General features: G+C 56.9%; 3 protein-coding genes. All 3 read right to left on the bottom strand.

What is annotated here, in order from left to right; all coding sequences use genetic code 11:
- Positions 1-302: multiheme c-type cytochrome (locus tag ACXJ5O_RS23795; RefSeq protein ID WP_457302061.1), on the bottom strand; the 302-nt coding region annotated here is incomplete at its 3' end.
- A 57-nt stretch (positions 303-359) separates the two neighbouring features.
- Positions 360-1,367 carry an HAD family hydrolase gene (locus ACXJ5O_RS23790; RefSeq protein WP_457302060.1) on the bottom strand — a complete coding sequence of 336 codons (1,008 nt, stop codon included), beginning with the start codon at positions 1,365-1,367 and terminating at the stop codon, positions 360-362.
- A gap of 92 nt (positions 1,368-1,459) precedes the next feature.
- Positions 1,460-2,698, bottom strand: a 1,239-nt coding sequence (locus tag ACXJ5O_RS23785) for a sulfatase-like hydrolase/transferase (protein WP_457302059.1), incomplete at its 5' end; no start/stop codon positions are given.

Genomic DNA, 2,698 nt, shown 5'->3' with positions numbered 1-2,698 from the left:
GAAACAAGGCCGTTATGCTCGAAGCGGGTATTATTGAAATTTGCCCGCACCGATTTGTCACTGGCGATGGCCATCGCCTTGGCGTGGTTCGACTTCGCAAACGCGGCAGTTTGGTTAGCGTGGCAGGATGCGCATTTAGTCTCGTCCACGAAACCGTCGTGAATCGAGATACGCGGATCGGCAGGCGGAGTCGGAACCTTCTCAGCCGCAACGGCCAGCCCGGCGAATGCGAGCAGAACGTAAAGCGAAAATGCCGCCCAAAGCGTGATATGCGAACGCGCGCGCAACCGGAGGTTTTGCATTTCAACTAGCACTACGTTACCCGCACCTGCATCCAATCGTTTACCAGGCTGTCTGTCCTACTTCTCGGGAAATATCTGCTTCCAGTCGGCCTTCATGTCGACGACGGTCCACTGGTTCACAGCCGCAGCATCGAGCGCCGTATCTAGGCGGCCGAATTCCGTATTCCGGTCGTAGGCATATTCGCGCTCGGCATCCGTGTGGTGGACGATCAGCCCGAATCCCGGCTTTTCGCCCAAAGTCGTCCACTGCAGCATCTCCAGGTCGCCGTCGGAGTTGCCGAAAGCGGCGATTGGCCGGCGACCGATGTGTTCATTGATGCCGACGGGTTTGCCGGCCTTGTCATCAATGAAGTTGACTTGCGGCAGGCGCATCAGGGTCGGTGCGCCGTCCTTCATCTCAAACTGTGTCTTGATCGATGAGCCGACGACCTGTTCGGGCGGAACGCCATAGACTTTCTCTGTCCACGGCCGCATGAACTCGATGCCCCCACCCGAAACGATGAAGGTCTTGAAGCCATTGGCACGCAGATAGGCGAGCAGTTCGAGCATGGGCTGGTAAACGAGCTCGGTGTAAGGTTTCTTGAACCGCGGGTCTCGCGCGGTTGCAATCCAGTCGGTCACTATCGTTTGAAACTCTTCGGCCGTCATTCCGGCGTGTGTGGTCATGAGGAGTTCCACCAGGCCCTTTTCTCCCAGGGCGGCCAGCGTCTTCATATCACTCTCGAGCACTGCCTTGAATGGTTGTGTGTCCTTCCATTCCGGGTGGGATGCGGCTTCGGCTTTCGCACGGTCGAGCACGAAGGCGAGCTGAACATACATCGGGTGCTCGGTCCACAGTGTGMCATCATTGTCGAACACGGCGATACGCTCCGGCTCGGCGACGAAGTCGTTTGAGCCTTCCTTGGTCACCTTCTCGACAAAGGCGACGATGGCCGCCTTTGGTGCGGTGTCGTTCCATGACGGAAGCGGATCGTTTTGCGCCCAGGCCGGGACAGCGACAAGAAGGATGGCCGCGATGCCCAGCGCTGCAACGCAGGCAACTTTAGCAAGATGAGCTTTGAACATGATGAAATCCTCCAATGCCATCTACGCGTGTCCATACGCGCAAGCAGAGTGAGCGAGGGAACCCCCGTTCGATCCGGGGGTTCATTTGAGTGTCAATTGCCTGTTGGCAGCGGAAGAGTGATGCCTTCTTTTCCCAACTGCTGACGTGCCCACTCGAACCGCTGATAGCTCGTCAGAGTAAGAGGACCACTGTAGGACTCGCTCTGCAGTTTCCGCGGCGGGTACTCGACATAAGTTTTCATGAGCTTGTTGATCGCATCCGAAATCGTGACCATGGTCCAGGTGCGTTCGGTATAGTTGTTCATAAAGATGTCGTAGCGCTCCTGTGGATCCTGCCAAAGGTCAAACACCTGCGGTACCGTCGCGACATACTTCTCCGCGCCCTTCCAGCCAAGGTTCGAGTCGACAGCAAGACCACCTGTTTCCTGTCCGTTGTCGCCGCGCAGGTTGAACACGGCCTTGTAATTGCCGACACGTGCCGCGCCGGGCGAAAGTTCATTTTCAGTGAAATAGAACCACTCCTTGCGTGGCGAAGGACCCGACCCTGTCAATACGGGCGTCATGTCATAGCTGTCGAAATAGATAGGCTTGTCTTCGCGATCATTAGTGGGCAATGGCACGCCGCCAGCCGCGGCAAATGTCGCCATGAGATCAAGGCCGCCGAGAATTTCGTGGTTCTTGGTGTCGGGTTTGATCTTGCCGGGCCACACTGCAATGGCCGGGACACGGTTGCCGCCCTCGCGTACTGTGCCCTTCGTGCCGCGGAACGGCGTATAGCCGGCATCCGGATAGACGTCCTGYCACGCGCCATTGTCAGTGGTGTAGAAAACCAGCGTGTTCCGATCCATGCCTGTTTCACGAAGCTTGTCCATGATCCGGCCGATGCGGGTATCGAGTTCGACAACCGAATCCGCATATTTGCTCTTCGACAGTGATTTAAGCTGGAACTCCGGTGCCGGCATGTTCGGCTGATGCACCTTCATGAAGTTGACGTTGATGAAAAAGGGCTCGTCCGGCTTCTGTGACGCAGCATCAAGAAATTCGATCGCTGCCTTCTCGACGTAACCGTCGAAGAACGGGATGCCGACGACGCCTTCCTTGCCATCGATCGTCGGGGTATCGACATATTGACCGTTGATCTTGAATTCCTCTGTCACCGGCCCGCCCGCCTTACCGGACAGCGCGCCCTTCGTCACCTTCTGGAACATTGCACGGAGCGCCGGATCCATATCGGGGAACCAGGTCGGATCGGCATAGGTATATGCGTTGAGATGATAGAGACCGGCATATTTCATCTCGTCATAGCCTTGGGCATTCGGCAGGGCATAGTC

This window comes from Phyllobacterium sp. P5_D12, assembly GCF_054049495.1.
Note: the sequence above shows the minus strand (reverse complement) of the source record. Positions and strands in the feature narration are given on the sequence as shown.